This window comes from Arthrobacter sp. P1_B4 (genome assembly GCF_056406555.1).
Genome location: NZ_JBFTZW010000074.1, coordinates 1 through 14,908 on the forward strand (window position 1 = coordinate 1; position 14,908 = coordinate 14,908).

A 14,908-nucleotide genomic window follows, 5' to 3' on the forward strand; every position below is an offset into this window, starting at 1 on the left:
TCGGTGAAGAGGGCACCCTGCGCGGCTCCCGAGCCCGACCTCCCGCCGCCCGCTCCGCGCAGGATGAATGCGATACCGACGGCGGCGGCCGCGCCGACCAGCGGCCCGGCGACATACACCCAGTAGTCGCTGAAATTTCCGCTGGCGAGATCCGGCCCGAACGTTCGTGCCGGATTCATCGACGTGCCGGAGATGGGGCTGCCCCACAGGCCTGCCAAGGCGATGTACGCGCCGACCCCGAACGCCCCAAACAGCCCGACGTTCTGGGCCCCGGAGGCGGTTCCCAGGATGACGCTGACCAGCACCATCGTCAGCAGTGCCTCCATCAGGAACGCGGCGCCGGCCGTATAACCAGCCGCCGGATAGTTTGAACCGTAGGTGGCGGAGACGCCGATCACGCCCTGCAGCAGCAGACAGGCGAGCGTCGCGCCAATGAGCTGAACGACGATGTAGCCCGGCACCCGGCGCCACGGGAAATCACCGCGGAGCGCGAACGCAATGCTGACCGCAGGGTTCAGATGCGCGCCCGAGATCTTGCCCATGAACAAGATGATGCCCATGACCATCAGGCCCGGAGCCACCACTGCCGCCGTGCGGCTGATGACACCGGGGAACGCCTGGCCCATCATACCGCCGCCGGCCGCGACGACCACGAGCAGGAACGTGCCGTACAACTCAGAGAACAGGCGCCGCCATTCCTGGCGCGGATCATTAAAATCCTCAATCCGCTGCACGACGCTTTGCTCTACTGTTCCCAGCACGTTGGGGATGACGCGGTGATGGGCGTGGCCCTGGTTAGCGCTGTCTTTGTCCTGATTTGCCGCCATGGCTGTCCGCCTCCGCAGGTTCTGGCCATGTGGTCTGCCGTGCCCAGCCTCGGTCTGCCACCTCAGAAGGCCAATGTACCGCTGCCGGCGACGGTTGTCAGCGGTACGCGGGTGGCTCGCTGTCAGCTGGTGGCGGGCTTGGGACAGTGTGGCAATTTCGTAAGGACATCCGCGGGACAAAGTCCTAGCATTCAGCCATGAGGCAAGAAACCTGGCAAAAGTATTCCGAGTGGCCCCTCGTCGGTGCGGCTTTTGTTTTTCTGGCGGCCTACTCCATCCTCGTCATTGCCGAACCGCCKCAGCCCTACGCCGACCTTCTCGAAATCGTCGTGGGGTCAACGTGGGTCGCCTTCGGCGCCGACTACATTGTGAAGTTGCTCCTGGCGCCCCATCGGGGCCGGTGGTTCGTCCGCCACCCCTTGGACCTGCTCATGGTGGTGCTCCCCGTTGCGCGGCCGTTGCGGCTCCTGCGTCCGTTCACCTTGCGCCGGGTCATGGAACGGGCCCCGGGCACCGCCATCAGGACCCGCGTCCTGGCCTACGTCATTGTCTCCGCGATCCTCCTGCTTTAYACGGTCGCCCTGAGCGTCTTCAATTTCGAAAAGGGCGCACCGAACGCGAATATCACCTCAATGGGCGACTCGTTGTGGTGGGCAATTGTCACCATCACAACGATCGGCTATGGCGACTACTACCCCGTAACCGTTCCGGGCCGGTGGGCTGCGGCCACGCTGATGGTCGGCGGGTTTGCAGTCCTGAGCATGGTCACGGCGGTGGTGTCCTCCTGGCTCGTTGAAAGTGTGACGGCAGCAACCAATCTGCGGAAGCGGTCGGACGAAGGCATCGGCAGCGAGGAACGTGCCCGCCTCGTGGCCCAGATCAGCAGGCTCCATGACCAGCTCGCCCATGGACCGGGCGATTCCGGCAGTACCCCGGCCCTCGGAGAGACACCCAAAGAACCGCCTCAGGGGCATTGACGCTGCCTGCGTTGCGCTTGGACTGTCCTGACGCCATGGCCGCAGCCGGCCGGAGCGGGTACAACTGATTCATGACCACCCCTTCCCTGGTGCTCGGCCCTATGGTGCGGTACGTGGATGAGACGTCGGCGAGTGTCTGGGTGGAGACCCAAACCGCTGCCCGGGTTTCCATCCGTGCCGGCGGCCGGGGCTGGGAGGCCCGCACATTCGCAGTTCACGGCCACCACTACGCGCTGGTGGAATTGGACGGGCTGGAGCCCGGCACGGTGACGCCGTACGCCCTCGATATCAACGGAACACAGGTCTGGCCCGACCCCTCATCCGGGTTTCCGCCGTCAATGATCGCCACATTGGCCACCGGCAAGCCGCTGCGGATGGCCTACGGCTCCTGCAGGACCAGCGTCCCGCACGATGCATCCGGCAACCGGACCCATGGCGTCGACTCCCTGCGCGCCTATGCGCTGAAGATGGCCTCCGGCGGAGACCTGCCGTGGCCGGATCTGCTGGCCTTCCTCGGAGACCAGGTCTATGCCGACCTGACCAGCGAACAGATGCAGGAGTTCATCCGCGGCCGGCGCGACATCAAGGCACCCCCCGGCGAAGAGCTCAAGGACTACGAGGAATACGCCCACCTGTACTTTCTGGCCTGGTCAGACCCCGCGAACCGATGGCTGCTGTCCACCCTGCCCAGCGCCATGATCTTCGATGACCACGACATCCGCGACGACTGGAACACCTCGCTGAGCTGGAAGAAGAAGATGGAGGCGACCTCGTGGTGGCATGGGCGGATCGTCGCGGGACTGGCCTCGTACTGGGTCTACCAGCATCTGGGGAACCTGTCACCGCAGGAACGGGCGGAGGATGCCGTGTGGCAGCGGATCATCGGGCACACCGGCGGGGATGAGCTCGATGTGGGCGCCGAGCTGGACAGCTTCGCGGAGCGGGCTGATCGGGACCCGAAATCCTACCGGTGGAGCTATTGCCGCGACTTCGGCGACACCCGGCTGATCGTGGTTGACTCCCGCGCAGCCCGGGACCTGACGCCGGACGACCGGGCGCTGGTTGACGCGGTGGAAATGGCCTGGCTGGACGACCGGATGCAAGGCGGCTTCCGCCACCTGCTCGTGGCGACATCCCTGCCTTTCCTGTTGCCGATGGGCCTGCACTACATCGAGTCGTGGAATGAGGCCGTCTCTGAAGGTGCGTGGGGAAACCGTGCCGCTTGGGCCGGCGAGAAGCTGCGCCAGGCGCTGGACCTGGAACACTGGGGCGCATTCCAAAACAGCTTCAGGGAACTGGCGGCCATGGCCAGCGAAGTGGCCGACGGCAAGCGCGGCCCGGCACCGGAAACAATCACCTTCCTCTCCGGGGACGTCCACTACTCCTATGTTGCGGAGGCGGAGCGTGCCTCGGGCAGCCGGATCCTGCAGGCCGTCTGCTCCCCCATCCGCAACCCGTTGCCCCGCCTGATGAGGTCTTTCGCGGCCGTCATGTCCTACGGCCTGGCCACCCCGGTAGGCGCCTTGGTCGCGCGCTCGGCCAAGGTGCCGGACCCGCCGTTCCACTGGTCCGGCATCCGGGGGCCCTGGTTCCAAAACAACTTGGCCTACCTGGAAGTCGTGCCGGAAGGGCTGAAATTGTGGTGGCAGACCGGGGTGGTGGACGACGGCGACCACCTGCATCCGAGGCTGGAACGCGTCGCCACCCTCACGGTGTCTCCGCGGAGCGCGCAGGACCCCGTCCAGGGACAGCAGGGGCAACAGCGAAACGCATGACGTGAGCGTCTTGTGATCCCCGCGTCTGATCCCCGTGTCGGCGCAGACGTTCTACCGAAGGCCGCGGTCAGCGGCCGCCACGTTCTCGATGGCGACCGTTTCGATGATTCTGGTCGATGGCTCGCCGACCAGCGCCGGCGCCGTCACACCCGTTTTCCACGTATCGTTCTGCAGCCGGCCCAGGAAGTCCACCGCCGCCGCCTGCGTATCGAAGTCCATCTCCAGCATCACGTAATCCTGCTGGTCAAGCGGGCGCGAGATCCGGAATGACCGCACGCCCGACGCGGCGCGGTCCAGCGGATCGCTGTCGAAAGCCCTCCGCCACATGTCAAAATCCCGGACCTGGTGTTCGATCTGCAGGGTAATCACTGAGGCGCTCCTGTCGACGGTTCTACACGCCCACTGTAGGCCCCGAAGGCCCCGCCAAGTAAGGAGCGAGGCCGAAGTGTTATTCCGGCTGGCCTCTTACGCCGGCTGGGATCCGGTGTTGGTGCTGGTCGGGGCGTTGGACTGATCGGCCTGGTGGCGTTGCCGGCGGCTCGCCAGCAGGAACGGCACCGCGATCAACTCGATCACGCCGCCGATCGCCAGCGACGCCGCGTAGCCGTACACATCTGCCGCCCGGCCGAGCAGCGGCTGGACCACCACGCCACCGCTTGAGCCCATGAGTGAATCGAAGCTGAGCACTGTGGCGCGCTGCTTCGAGGCGATCATGTCGTTCAGGTACGCCTGCCGCACCGGTATGCCCGCCGATGACACCACTGCCCAGAGCGCCAACAGCACCAGGGCCACCCAGAACACGTGGGTCAACCCGAGCACCACCAGGATCACCGTGTCCATGACGCTGCTCAGGATCAACACGGTGGTGCGCCGGCGGACAAGGCGCCGGATGCGCGGAGCCATCCAGCCGCCGAGCACCTGCGCCGCGGCCACGATGGCCGCCGCCAGGCCCGCGACGGAATACGCGTGGGGGTCCCCATAAAGCTCGAGCAGGTACGGCTGCAGGGCGTAAAACACATAGATCGCGACGCCGGCGGTGAACGGCGCGGCCAGCATCACGTAACGAACGGGCGGATTCTTCAAGCCGTTCTCGATCGAGGCGGCGAGTACAGCCCGGGTCGCCTGGAGGGGATGGGTCGAGCGTTCGGGGGTGAACCCGACGTCGCGCATGAGCCCAAACGCCACCGCGAACATGGCCAGCAGCACTCCCACGCGCATCAGGAACGGCACGCCCAGATTGGTGGCCTGCGCGATCACGCCGCCGGCAACAGAGCCGGCGAGCATCGCGACTCCGGCGACCATCTGGCCCCGCCCGAGCACCGCTTCCATCCCGCCCTCGAACCCCGAGAAGCGCAGTGCATCGACGAGCCAGGCCTCGACCGCTCCGGAGAAGAAGGTGAAGCCCAGGCCGAGCAGGACCGACACTACCGCCCACCACCAGAACGGGGCGGAGAACTGCCAGAGCAGGTAGTAGAAGTAGGTCGAGACGGCGAGGGTCACGGTTCCGAGCAGGAACGAGACGCGCCGGCCCCAACCGTCGGCAACCACCCCGGTGGGCACCTCGAACAGCACCATGCCGGCCGTGAAGAAGGCATTCGCGGCAAACGCCTCGAAGTTGCTGAGTCCGGCGTCGAGCAGGAAGAGGGTGTTGATCCCCCAGATGAACGAGGCCGCAAGGGTATTGCCCAGCGTCAACGTCAAATAGATGCGCTGAATCTTTCGGGCGGCGGCGTTCATCGCGTCGCCGTCCCCGCCGGGGCGAGGAGGGAGCACGAGCCCATTCTCGTCTCCGCTGCCGGCGCGCGCCAGTGCCCACCGGGCGCAGGGCACGACGCGAAAGGTCGAGCCGACGATGCCCGGTCTGCTCAGCTGCCCTGGTTCGTGTAGAACGACCGCCGGCGGGCGTACTCATGGACCCTGTCCAGGGTGGCGATCTGGTGGCGAGCCGTGGTGGCCAGGGCGTCAAACCTGGCACCGTCCAGACCCAGATCGCCGGAGAGGTCCCGCAGCGTCTGCCACAGCCCCAGCTTTCCCATCACCGCTGACCGCATGACCTCAGACTCCAACACCAGCGTCAGCGGCGAGCGGCGCACCACCCGCCCGTTGAGCTTGAGCCGGCCGGCACGCTCCGCGACCCACGCCGCCGCCCTCCGGGGAGTTCGCCGTGGCAGGCCAAAATCCCCCACTAGTCCGTTCAGGTACTCCCGCTCCTCCCGGATCTGGGTGGCCAGCGCTTCAAGTTCGGCGCGAAAGGGAGTGTCCGTAAAGTCGCGCGCCATTCGCTCGATGCGACCCTGCCCCGCCGTGGCCCCCGCGAGGTGGTCCGAGAGGTAGAGCCCAAACAGTTTCTTATCGATTTTGCCGGAAATCTGCGGTGCCATGAAAGCTCCACTCTGATCGAAGGGCTGCTTCGGGAACACCACCCTGCCGGAGCGCAAGCGGGTCCCGAAGTACTATCGGGGCGCGGAGTCGTCCCGCGCCGGCCGCACTGACCCGGCGTCGGGGTCCATCGCCACGAGTCCGGTGTCGTCCTTCACCTCCGTCATCTCCTGCGCGACGTCAGGCTTAAGCCACGACGCCACCACGCTGACGCCGCCTCCGTCGTCGCGGTCGATCGCGACGTCGATCTCGGAGGCGGTCGCCCCCATGCGCGAGAGCTGCTCGCGGTATGACGCGACCAGCATCTCCAGGCTTTCCTCGGTCCACTCCCCCGGCCGCATCCGTGTTGAAATTTCGACCGGTTCAGGCTGATAGAGCGTCATGAAAGTCCTTCCTCTGGGTTCGATCAGGGGTGAGCACGACCCCATTCTGGCCCCCCTGCGCCGGTGTGCGCCAGAGCAGGGCCGGGACACCATGGCTCCGGGGCGTTCCGAAGCGAACGCACCGGTGGCAGACTTTGTCCACCGGAGCTGTAGCCATAAGGAGGATCCCGGTGTCCGAGATGGTTGAGGCCCTTTTGCACGACGGCACGGCAATACCCGTCCTGGTGAGCGGTGACGGCCGGGCGCTCCTCATCCCTGCCAATGTGAAGCCGCGGTCCGGGCCGGAAGCCCAGACGATGCGGGAGTGGGGCGCGGACCCGGACCTCGGGCCCAATCTGGTGTCGGGCCTCGCGCAGTCCTATCGGGTAATCGCGGCCGACTACGAGGGGCACCGGATGGCGCACCCGGCGCCCGATACCCTCACCCCGGAGAACGTCACCGCCGACTTGCTGGCTATCGCTGATGCGGCACCCGCCGAGACCTTCGGATACTACGGCTACTCGTGGCTGGGCCTGTGCGGTTTGCAGTTGGCGATCCGCACAAACCGGCTCTGGGCGCTCATCATGGGAGGATTCCCGCCGCGCGACGGCCCGTACAGGAGCATGTTGGCGGTGACGCGGGCGGCCCACTCGGCGGCTGCCAGGGCCCCGGAACAATCGCCGGAGGTGAACCTCCCGGTCGAACCCGGCGACTGGGATGCCGCCACGATACAGACCAACGAGACACAGACCCGCCAGTTCCTCACGCTTTACGAAGCGCTCCAGGACTTCGACGATTCAACTATTGGCCTGGCGCCGGATCTGCCCCGGCTGGCGTTCGCGGGCGCCGCCGATCACATCGCTTACGGACCCCGCTGGGGGGACGTGACGGTGCGGATCGGCGAACCGCTGGCAGCCCATGAGCGCGAGCTCATCGAGGCCGGGTGGGATGTGCAAGTACTCCCCGCACTCGATCACCTGGGTGCGATGCACAGTGACGTCGTCGTTCCTCTCCTGCGGGCCTGGCTGGGAAAAGTGGGCCGGCAGCAGTAGGAACACCTCCCGGGGACCGTGGCGGCGCCGGTTCCTAAGCGCTGAGGCGGAAGACGTCGGCTTTGATCGCGTGGCGTCCGGTCTTGCGCTTGCCCGACGGCGTCCCATACAACACCAAGACCGACCGATCGTCGTCGAGAACGGTGATCCCCTCGGCATGGTCCTCGTCCTCGCCGAATGGCGCGTCAAATTCGCAATGCAGGTCGTCTTTCGGCAAGACGGCCTCGGCCTGCGACGTCAGCGCGCCCCGCCAGCGAAACACGGCCGCGCGCCCGTCGAGTTCCATGGTGGGTCCTGCCAGGACGAGCAGGTCCTGTCCGTGCCGGCACAGATCCCGCACGCCCAAACCATGCAGGCGAAGGAAGTGCTTGCGGTAGCGACGATTCCCGGGACCGATCGGCTGCGGCTCCAAGCCGGGCCCGTCACCAACCTGGAGCTCTATGATCATCGCCCACCCACGCAGCACCGGCCCGCGCAGACCGATGAACACCCGGTCGCCCGCTACGGCGAGGCCCTCGCAGTCAATGCCGTTGTCCTTGCCCGGGATCGGGCGACCGGTCGTCGAGGACTGGATGAAGCTACCAAGATGTGGGTCATCGGCCAGCAGATCCACCAGGTCCGTGCCCCGGCCGAGGCCCAGCACGGCGGGGCGCTGCTGCTGCCCCGTCCGGCCGCCGCCCGGATCGAGGAGGTCCTTAGTCGAAAGCCGGGCCAACACCCGACGGCGCTGGCTGACCTCCACTGTCGCCAGGGAATCCCGCGCTTCTGCGGGCGTGGCGTTGTTCTTGACCTGTTTGCGGGCCGAGCTGTGCGATCCAAGCAGCCACAGCGTGTCATCCTCGACATCGAGGCCCTCGATGTCCATCTCACCCCTGTCCCCGGGCAGCTCAAGGAGGTGGGTGAGATCGAAGCTGCGGTGGGTGCGGGCCTGGTCGCCGGCCTCCAGGGTGAGCCGTTCGAGGCTGGTCGTCTCGTCATTGGCGACCCAAAGGTGGGAACCCTGCCGGGCGACCGCGGACAACCCGTCGCGCAGGTCAGCCTTCGGATCCAGGGTGCTGCGCTGGTCGAGTACAAGGCTGATTTCGCCGGAGGGATCGTCCGGCCTCGGCCATCCGCTCACCGCGGCACACCCATCCTCGTCAGCGGTGATCGGCAGCTCATTCCCGCGCTCTCCGTTCGCGCAGCCACGGGATGAGGCCACCTGCCAGGAGCATGTCCACCTGACGGCTGGAGAGGCTGTGCCGCACAGGGTAGACCTCGCCGCGGGTCCGGTTCTCCACGAGGATCTCCYTGCCTGTGAGCAGGGCGTCGTGTATCCCTGTCAGCGCGAGCACATCGTCCTGTTCGATGCGGTCATGATCGGCCGCATTTGTGAACTCGACTGCAAGGACGCCGAAATTGGCCAGGTTCTGCCAGTGGATCCGCGCGAACGAGACGGCCACCACTGCGCGCAGCCCGAGGAAGCGCGGGGTGATAGCCGCGTGTTCCCGAGAGGATCCCTGGCCGTAGTTCGTGCCGCCGACCAGGATGTGCCCAGTGGAGTCGCGGGTACGGGCGGCGCGGGCGGCATAGGAGGGGTCGAGCTGGTCGAAGGTGAATTCGGCGAGTTTGGGGATGTTGCTGCGGTAGGGCAGAACGCGGGCTCCGGCTGGCAGAATCTCGTCCGTCGAGACATCGTTGCCCACCACCAAGGCCACTGGTGCCTCGATGCGGTCGGCGAGTGGGCCGAAGACCGGAAGCGAGGAGATGTTTTCGCCCTTGACCAGTGCTACTTTGCCGGCGTCTTCCGGCGCCAACGGCTCCTCGAGCATTGCCACGTTCACGCTCGACACCGCGGGAAGTTCGATCTCGGGGTACTCAAGGTCGAAAAGCTCCGTCAGGTCCCGCGGGTCGGTGATAATTCCCGTGAGCGCAGCAGCCGCGGCCGTCTCCGGTGAGCACAGGTAGACCGAGTCCTCCTTCGTGCCCGAACGGCCGGGAAAGTTGCGGGGCATTGTGCGCAGGCTGTTGCTTCCGTTCGCGGGGGCCTGTCCCATCCCGATGCAGCCCATGCATCCGGTCTGGTGCAGCCGGGCTCCGGCGCGTATCAGATCAAACGTGGCCCCCATCCTGGTGAGGTCCTGGAGGATCTGCCGGGAACTAGGGTTGACGTCGAAGGACAGTCCCGGATGGCACTGCCGTCCCTTCGTGATGGCGGCGACAATGGCGAAGTCGCGCAGGCCCGGGTTCGCTGAGGACCCAATCACGACCTGCGCCACCGGCCTGCCAGTGACCTCCCGCACCGGAACGACGTTGCCGGGCGAGCTGGGCAGGGCGATGAGCGGCTCGATCGTGGCCAGGTCGATCTCGTCGGTCACGTCGTAGATGGCCCCGGAATCGGCGAGGAGTTCGGTGAAATCGTCCTCGCGCTGTTCGGTGCGCAGGAAGGCCCGGACCTGGTCGTCGGCCGGGAAGACCGTGCTCGTCGCACCGAGTTCGGCGCCCATATTGGCAATCACGTGCCGGTCCATCGCGCTCAGCGTGGCGAGGCCGGGACCGTAGTACTCGATGATCCGGTCCTTGCCGCCCTTCACGCCGTGCCGGCGAAGCATTTCAAGAATGACGTCCTTGGCACTGGTCCACGGTGGCAGCTTGCCGGTAAGCCGCACGCCCCAGATCTCCGGCATCTTCAGGTAGAGCGGCTCGCCCGCGATGGCCAGGGCTACCTCGGTGCCGCCGACCCCGATTGCCAGCATCCCCAGCGACCCAGCGGCCGGGGTGTGACTGTCGGAACCGACCATGGTCGTGCCCGGACGGCCAAACCGCTGCATGTGGGTCGGATGGGACACGCCGTTTCCGGCCTTCGAGAACCACAGACCAAACCGGCGGCAGGCCGAGCGGAGAAAATCATGGTCCTCAGCGTTCCTGCTGTCGGCCTGCAACAAGTTGTGGTCCACGTACTGCACGGACACTTCAGTTTGTGCCCGGTCGAGCCCGATGGCCTCCAGTTCAAGCATGACCAGCGTCCCGGTCGCGTCCTGGGTGAGGGTCTGATCGATATGCAGGCCAATCTCACGGCCGGGAATCATCTCCCCGGCCACCAGATGGGATGCGATGAGCTTTTGGGCCACGTTGTAGGCCACGGTCGGATTCCTTACTCGATGGCGAAGCCAGGTGCCTCCGCCGTCAACGAACCGGGCACCGGGCGCTCCCCTATATCCCCAAATTAGCCCACTCCGGGCACCGGGAACAGTGGGGATTTGACGGTCATCGTGGCGCCGCCGGCCCCGGGACGCTCCTGGTGTTCAACGAGCTGAGGAAGGCGAGGGCCGCTGCCAGTCCGGCACTCAGCACGACGGCTCCCAGCCACATCGACACTGGCCATTGAATCGATGCCCCGAGGGCGATCCCAGCCAGTTGCCCGGTCCAGATGAGTGCCGCCAGCACGGCGGTGACCGCCGGCAACCTGCGCCTCAGCCACGGGCCCGACCGTCGGGCAAGCAGCAGATCCGACGCTGCCGCGATGATCGTGGCTCCGGCCGCACCGGCGACCGCGGCCGGGCGCAGCCCCGACATGGCCAGCGGCAGCCACGCCACCACGGCGACCAGGATGGTGGCAATACCGAAAGGAGGCCTCCGGGCTCCGGAGAAGGTGTAGAGGAAGGGCGCGATAATCAGCGCTGTGGTCACCAAATAGCTGGCCAGTCCGAGGGCCGGGGGCAGCTCCGCCTGGGTGTGCCCGGGGCTCCCGATCGGCGTCTGTAGATACGGGACGGCCGGCGGGGTCCGGACGAACGCCGAGCAGTAAATGAGGAAGAAGGCTCCCAGGCCCGTCATGAGGGCGAGCGACAACAGTGCAGGCGGCGTCCAGTTGAAGGCCTCTGCGCCGCCGGCGGCCCGTGCACTGCGGATACCGGTGCCGAGGATAAGGAAGAGGCTGAACCCCAGCAGCAGGTGGGTGGGGCTCACCAGCGCATCGAGGGAGACTTCGATGCCCAGGATCTCGTGCCAGGCCAGATCCAGGACACCCGCGAGGGCGAACAGGACCAGTCCGATAACCGTGCCCCGGTAGCCGGCCGGCACCGACCGGTTCAATGGCCGCCCGGGCTGGCGGTTCCTCCAGATCACGCTTGCCGTCCACGCGGCGGTGGCCATGAGGCCCGAATAGAGTGCCGCGTGCCAGGGGGTGAAGAAGGTTTCCAGCCCGGGAACGTGCAAGTGGGCCCAGCCGTCCAGGAACACAGCCAGGAGGAGCCAGATGCCCAGCAGTTGCGTCACAAGGTCGTTGCGCGCCCCGGCCCGAAGAGTCTGCGCTGCCGTGTCAACCATCGTCACTCTCCTCGCACCCGCCGTGCCGTCACCCTCGCCGTGCAGTCACCCTCGCCGTGCCATCCCCGGAAGCCGGGACGCCCACACGTGGCCCGCGTCGAATGGTTAAAGCTTGGACCTCCCGGTGTCCGACCGCCAGTGCTGCATTTGGTGGAACGGGGCATCTCCCGAGGAGACCTGAGCCCGGACGTCGACGCCGAGATGCTCACAGACCTCCTGCTGGGGCCGATCTACTACCGGTTCTTCCTGAGCGGCTCGCCGCTGGATGAAGGCTTTGGGGTCCGGCTGGTCAGCACGCTGTTTTCGCGCCGACCCGCCCACGGGGGCACGCCGTAGAAGCGAAGACGGCGCGGAACCCCGTGCCGACGTCGATCCCCGGACTCCTATTCGAAGACGGTGGTCAGCGTCCCTTACATGGGCGCGGGCATATAGAGCCCGGGCAGCAGCTCCGGGTGCGCCGGGACGAAGAGCGCGAAAACGATCAGCGAGACACCAGTTATCCGGCTGAAGGCGGGCCCGTATTTCCATGTCTTCTCCAGGAAGATAACTACCGTGAGCACGGCCATCCACGCCAGGTTCATCACGCCCACGGCAATCAGCACCAGCATGAGCCCCCAACAGCAGCCGACGCAGTACACGCCGTGATACATGCCGACGCGGACGTCCCGCAAGCGGCCCTTGTACCCGGATACGTGCAGCAGGAAGGCTATGGGCGACCGGCAGTGCCTGAGGCAGAAGTCCTTCAGCGGGGTCAGCTGGTAGGCTCCGGCCGCCACGAGGACGCCGGCACCCACCCAGGGTACGATGTCCGCCGCGTTCTCAGCCAGTAGCGCAGACAGGGCCGCGGCCGCGTAGGCCACGACGCCGAATCCGATCCATGTCAGAAGGTAGCCGCCTACCAGGGCCGTTGTCCGGATGGCCCTGACCCGGCTGCTGCGCACGGCGCGGATGGATCTGAGATACATCGAAGTCAGGGGCGCCAGTGCCGGCAACATCATGGCTGCCATCATTAGCGTCCACACCGCCAGGAAACCCCAGAGCCTCAATCCCATCGTTCCCGGGCCTGTGGACATGTCGGAAAGGCCTAGGAAAGTCAGGTACCAGGCCAGTGCGGCGCACCCGATCAGCGCCAACTCTCCGGCATGGTGGCCGGCTGTCAGGCGGCTGCTGCCCGGCACCTAAGCGGACCAGGCGAAGGGGGCCGAGAAGGAGTTCTTCCCGGCGTTATCCCAGGTCATCCCGAACACGTCGACGCGGGCGGTGCTGGATGTGCCGGCTGCCAGAGTGTCGGCCGGGAATCCGACCCCACTAAGTTTCACTCCCCGCCCTGTGGAATCAAATGGATTCATGAAGTCCTCGACCACCATGTCAACGGCGCTGCCTATACGCACCTGGTGGATACGCCCGTCGTCGGCGTAGGCCATTTCCTGGGACTCTACGCCCGCCATTTCACCGATCAAGGGAGCGAGGCCCTCCATCGGTCCGCCGAGCTGGCCGCCGAAGACTGCACCGAGCGCTTCGGCCTGCTCGGCGGAGGCGGCGGCGTCCATCAGGAGACCGACCTTCCAGCCCCCCTCACTCATCAGGGCCGGGGTATCGGCCACGACGCAGACTGTCAGACCGCCGACGTCGACACCGTTGACTTCGCCGGTTTCCACGTGGAAGGCCAAGGCCACGTTGCAGCGGTCATTGTCCGCCGGTGCCGTCTGTCCTGTCGCCGTACACGGGCAGACCATGTCGCAGTTGCAGTTCTCAAAATAGGTACCTTCGACATGCCACGGCATTTAGGGCTCCTTTCGAAGAGGCCCCCCAAAACAAATCCTCCTCGCGGCCCTGAGCAGTGTCAACGCCATGCGGACACCCACGCAAAGGGCCCTCCCGGCCGGCCCCGCGCTTCGAATAAAGGGGCGCGGGTCGTCCTGCCGGAACGGTCGCCAAGGCGACTTTTCCGTTTGCAGCAGCGGTGCAACACCGCTGCTAGCTGGCCGGCGTCACGACGTCCTCCAGCATTGACCTGTCGAAGAATCGGACCTCACCCGTTGCCTGGAAGAACACCGGGACAACCGAGGTGCTCGGGTCCTTCGAGGTTTCGTAGATCTCAGGCGCGCCCCCGTGTTTGCGCGCGATGGTTCCAACCAGGTCAGTGCCGCGAACCCGGACGGTTCGATATTTGTAGCTCATGTGGACCCCTTCGTCTGCCGACCCCTTCGTCTGCCAAGCCAAACCCTACTCCTGAAGGGCGCAGTCGTGAGCGGATCCGGGCGTCGCTGGGCTTCCTTGGCGCGGGTCCCTACCCAATGTCGGCCTCATCACACCTCACGGCATAGGATCGAAACTGTGGAACTAACCGAGAGGACGCTACAGGCGGCCTTGTGGCAGGTAAGCAAGCCGCAGAAACTACTTGAGAGTATGGATCATGGCTTCCAAAAATGACCCCGAGTCCGACGCCGATGCGGAGTCGGGCCAGCACGGTGGTGTCCAGTCAGTGGACCGGGCGCTTATGGTCCTGGAAATCCTGGCGCGGGACGGCCACGCGGGCGTGAGCGAAATCGCCGACGAGATGGGCATCCACAAGTCCACAGTCTCCCGGCTGCTGGGTTCGCTGGTGAGCCGGGAAATGGTCCACCAGAACAGCGAGCGCGGAAAGTACCAGCTGGGCTTCGGCATCCTGAGGCTGGCAAGCTCCATCCCCGGGCGGCTCAGCCTGGTCCGCGAGGCCCGGCCCGTACTCGAAAGCCTGGCAGAGGAGTTCAAGGAGACGGTGAACCTGGCCGTCCTGCGCTCCAACTACGCCGTCAACGTGGACCAGGCCATGGGCCCGTCGACCTTGGCCACCTACGACTGGGTGGGCAGCCTGACGCCGCTCCACGCGACCTCCAGTGGAAAGGTGCTGCTCGCTGCACTGTCCGCGGACGAGCGGGACCGTGTCCTGAAGGAGACCGGGCTTCCGGCCCGGACGCCGCGGACCATCACCAACAGGAACAAGCTCGAAAGCCAGCTGATCGACGTCGCCCGTGACGGCTACGRAGTGGTCCGGGAGGAGTTCGAAATTGGGCTCAACTCGATGTCCGTGCCGGTGTACAACCATGTGGGAGCCGTGATCGGCGCGGTAAGTATTTCCGGGCCGGCCTTCCGTTTTGATCCGGAGACGGCGCCGGGACTCCTCGATGCGCTGAAACAGGCGGGGATGCAGATCAGCGCGAAGATGGGCTACACCGGGCGTTAAAC

General features: G+C 66.1%; 16 protein-coding genes. 5 read left to right on the plus strand and 11 right to left on the minus strand.

Features of this window, described 5'->3' with window-relative positions:
• A partial coding sequence (locus tag AC1D1W_RS16640) for an MIP/aquaporin family protein (protein WP_476944262.1) occupies positions 1-827 on the minus strand: 827 nt, incomplete at its 3' end.
• A gap of 197 nt (positions 828-1,024) precedes the next feature.
• On the opposite strand from AC1D1W_RS16640, the gene AC1D1W_RS16645 reads away from it, so the two are divergent.
• Both AC1D1W_RS16645 and AC1D1W_RS16650 read left to right on the plus strand, forming a co-directional pair.
• Complete coding sequence (locus AC1D1W_RS16645; RefSeq protein WP_476944263.1) at positions 1,025-1,804, plus strand: ion transporter; 780 nt, start codon at positions 1,025-1,027, stop codon at positions 1,802-1,804.
• Positions 1,805-1,875: 71 nt separating this feature from the next.
• Positions 1,876-3,579 (plus strand): alkaline phosphatase D family protein, encoded by a 1,704-nt coding sequence (locus AC1D1W_RS16650; RefSeq protein WP_476944264.1) that lies wholly within the window; start codon positions 1,876-1,878, stop codon positions 3,577-3,579.
• A gap of 51 nt (positions 3,580-3,630) precedes the next feature.
• Here the strand turns inward: AC1D1W_RS16650 and AC1D1W_RS16655 are convergent, their stop codons facing one another.
• The 4 genes from AC1D1W_RS16655 to AC1D1W_RS16670 all read right to left on the minus strand — a co-directional run bounded on the left by AC1D1W_RS16655 (position 3,631) and on the right by AC1D1W_RS16670 (position 6,341).
• A complete protein-coding gene (locus AC1D1W_RS16655) occupies positions 3,631-3,948 on the minus strand; it encodes a hypothetical protein (RefSeq protein ID WP_243177866.1) in 318 nt (105 codons plus the stop codon).
• 96 nt (positions 3,949-4,044) lie between these two features.
• Positions 4,045-5,316: an MFS transporter gene (locus tag AC1D1W_RS16660; protein ID WP_243177999.1), complete on the minus strand. Its 1,272-nt coding sequence runs from the start codon at positions 5,314-5,316 to the stop codon at positions 4,045-4,047.
• Positions 5,317-5,444: 128 nt separating this feature from the next.
• Positions 5,445-5,960: a hypothetical protein gene (locus AC1D1W_RS16665; protein ID WP_476944265.1), complete on the minus strand. Its 516-nt coding sequence runs from the start codon at positions 5,958-5,960 to the stop codon at positions 5,445-5,447.
• A 72-nt stretch (positions 5,961-6,032) separates the two neighbouring features.
• The gene (locus tag AC1D1W_RS16670) at positions 6,033-6,341 is read right to left on the minus strand and encodes a hypothetical protein (protein ID WP_476944266.1); all 309 of its coding nucleotides are present in this window, start codon (positions 6,339-6,341) and stop codon (positions 6,033-6,035) included.
• 179 nt (positions 6,342-6,520) lie between these two features.
• On the opposite strand from AC1D1W_RS16670, the gene AC1D1W_RS16675 reads away from it, so the two are divergent.
• The gene (locus tag AC1D1W_RS16675) at positions 6,521-7,372 is read left to right on the plus strand and encodes an alpha/beta hydrolase (RefSeq protein ID WP_243178000.1); all 852 of its coding nucleotides are present in this window, start codon (positions 6,521-6,523) and stop codon (positions 7,370-7,372) included.
• 34 nt (positions 7,373-7,406) lie between these two features.
• Here the strand turns inward: AC1D1W_RS16675 and AC1D1W_RS16680 are convergent, their stop codons facing one another.
• The 3 genes from AC1D1W_RS16680 to AC1D1W_RS16690 form a co-directional block, all read right to left on the minus strand.
• Positions 7,407-8,492, minus strand: a complete 1,086-nt coding sequence (locus AC1D1W_RS16680; protein WP_243177869.1) for a DUF3616 domain-containing protein — start codon at positions 8,490-8,492, stop codon at positions 7,407-7,409.
• A 37-nt stretch (positions 8,493-8,529) separates the two neighbouring features.
• The gene (locus AC1D1W_RS16685) at positions 8,530-10,494 is read right to left on the minus strand and encodes an aconitate hydratase (protein ID WP_476944267.1); all 1,965 of its coding nucleotides are present in this window, start codon (positions 10,492-10,494) and stop codon (positions 8,530-8,532) included.
• Between the two features lie 124 nt (positions 10,495-10,618).
• A complete protein-coding gene (locus tag AC1D1W_RS16690) occupies positions 10,619-11,680 on the minus strand; it encodes a hypothetical protein (protein WP_476944268.1) in 1,062 nt (353 codons plus the stop codon).
• Positions 11,681-11,818: 138 nt separating this feature from the next.
• Between AC1D1W_RS16690 and AC1D1W_RS16695 the strand changes: the two genes are divergently transcribed.
• Positions 11,819-12,016, plus strand: a complete 198-nt coding sequence (locus AC1D1W_RS16695) for a TetR-like C-terminal domain-containing protein (protein ID WP_243177872.1) — start codon at positions 11,819-11,821, stop codon at positions 12,014-12,016.
• Between the two features lie 74 nt (positions 12,017-12,090).
• Here the strand turns inward: AC1D1W_RS16695 and AC1D1W_RS16700 are convergent, their stop codons facing one another.
• The 3 genes from AC1D1W_RS16700 to AC1D1W_RS16710 all read right to left on the minus strand — a co-directional run bounded on the left by AC1D1W_RS16700 (position 12,091) and on the right by AC1D1W_RS16710 (position 13,861).
• A complete protein-coding gene (locus AC1D1W_RS16700; protein WP_476944269.1) occupies positions 12,091-12,753 on the minus strand; it encodes a DUF2182 domain-containing protein in 663 nt (220 codons plus the stop codon).
• 105 nt (positions 12,754-12,858) lie between these two features.
• A complete protein-coding gene (locus tag AC1D1W_RS16705) occupies positions 12,859-13,464 on the minus strand; it encodes a DUF1326 domain-containing protein (protein ID WP_476944270.1) in 606 nt (201 codons plus the stop codon).
• Positions 13,465-13,657: 193 nt separating this feature from the next.
• Positions 13,658-13,861 carry a hypothetical protein gene (locus AC1D1W_RS16710; RefSeq protein ID WP_043435465.1) on the minus strand — a complete coding sequence of 68 codons (204 nt, stop codon included), beginning with the start codon at positions 13,859-13,861 and terminating at the stop codon, positions 13,658-13,660.
• Positions 13,862-14,096: 235 nt separating this feature from the next.
• Here AC1D1W_RS16710 and AC1D1W_RS16715 point away from each other — a divergent pair, with 235 nt between their 5' ends.
• Positions 14,097-14,906 carry an IclR family transcriptional regulator gene (locus AC1D1W_RS16715; RefSeq protein ID WP_476944271.1) on the plus strand — a complete coding sequence of 270 codons (810 nt, stop codon included), beginning with the start codon at positions 14,097-14,099 and terminating at the stop codon, positions 14,904-14,906.
• Positions 14,907-14,908: the final 2 nt, after the last annotated feature.

Coding starts and splice junctions, on each gene's coding strand:
- AC1D1W_RS16705 (WP_476944270.1), bottom strand. CDS start 13,464: ATGCCGTGGCATGTCGAAGGTACCTATTTTGAGAACTGCAACTGCGAC.
- AC1D1W_RS16660 (WP_243177999.1), bottom strand. CDS start 5,316: ATGAACGCCGCCGCCCGAAAGATTCAGCGCATCTATTTGACGTTGACG.
- AC1D1W_RS16690 (WP_476944268.1), bottom strand. CDS start 11,680: ATGGTTGACACGGCAGCGCAGACTCTTCGGGCCGGGGCGCGCAACGAC.
- AC1D1W_RS16650 (WP_476944264.1), top strand. CDS start 1,876: ATGACCACCCCTTCCCTGGTGCTCGGCCCTATGGTGCGGTACGTGGAT.
- AC1D1W_RS16675 (WP_243178000.1), top strand. CDS start 6,521: ATGGTTGAGGCCCTTTTGCACGACGGCACGGCAATACCCGTCCTGGTG.
- AC1D1W_RS16710 (WP_043435465.1), bottom strand. CDS start 13,861: ATGAGCTACAAATATCGAACCGTCCGGGTTCGCGGCACTGACCTGGTT.
- AC1D1W_RS16665 (WP_476944265.1), bottom strand. CDS start 5,960: ATGGCACCGCAGATTTCCGGCAAAATCGATAAGAAACTGTTTGGGCTC.
- AC1D1W_RS16670 (WP_476944266.1), bottom strand. CDS start 6,341: ATGACGCTCTATCAGCCTGAACCGGTCGAAATTTCAACACGGATGCGG.
- AC1D1W_RS16700 (WP_476944269.1), bottom strand. CDS start 12,753: ATGTCCACAGGCCCGGGAACGATGGGATTGAGGCTCTGGGGTTTCCTG.